The sequence below is a fragment of the Methylobacterium nigriterrae genome (assembly GCF_037106235.1).
Classification (GTDB): Bacteria; Pseudomonadota; Alphaproteobacteria; order Rhizobiales; family Beijerinckiaceae; genus Methylobacterium; species Methylobacterium nigriterrae.
On record NZ_JBAWTG010000498.1, the window covers coordinates 1 to 585 of the forward strand.

Here is a 585-nt window from a genome sequence, read left to right on the forward strand (position 1 = left end):
GTTGCAGGACGCGGTGTTCCGGCACCTCGGTGGCCCGACCCGCCGCTGTGACCCCGTCGAGTTCGAGCAAAGCCGCGAGCACCTCGTGAAGTGGCACCGGCTCGGCCTTGCAGCCTGGCAGGCAGCGCAGGGTCGGGCAGGACTCGACGGCGCGGGCGTCGGATGCCCAGGACGCCAGGATGGCGCGCTTCTCGGCCTTCGACAGCCCAGGATAGGCCAGCACCTCGCGTGGGTGCCGGAAGACGTCGCCGGGCGCGACGAAGGCCTCGAAGGGATCCACGGCCGACGACCTGAGGGTGGCGGAGGCCACCGGGCCGAGGCGTTCCACGGTTGTCTCGATCTGCTGCATGTAACCCTCCTCTCGTTGAGCAAAGGATGAGCGGCCGACGCGACCTGTGTCCGCGCCGGCCGCCGTGTCATGCGTTCCGTGTCATGCGTTCAGTTCGTTCATGCGCCGGGCAGCGCGATCAGTGCGCCGTCTCCTGTGCCTTGGCGCCGTTGATCGCGATGCGCCGCCCGTGCTCCGGCGCCTTGGCCGAGCGGGGCAGGCTCACGCTGAGCACGCCGTTCTTGAACGACGCCTCG

The 585-nt window shown here is 69.9% G+C and carries 1 protein-coding gene; it reads right to left on the reverse strand.

The genetic code is table 11. The features are described 5' to 3' along the window. On the reverse strand, positions 1-349 hold a 349-nt coding region (locus tag WDW90_RS37935; protein ID WP_336492850.1), incomplete at its 3' end, for a hypothetical protein. Between the last annotated feature and the right edge of the window lie 236 nt (positions 350-585).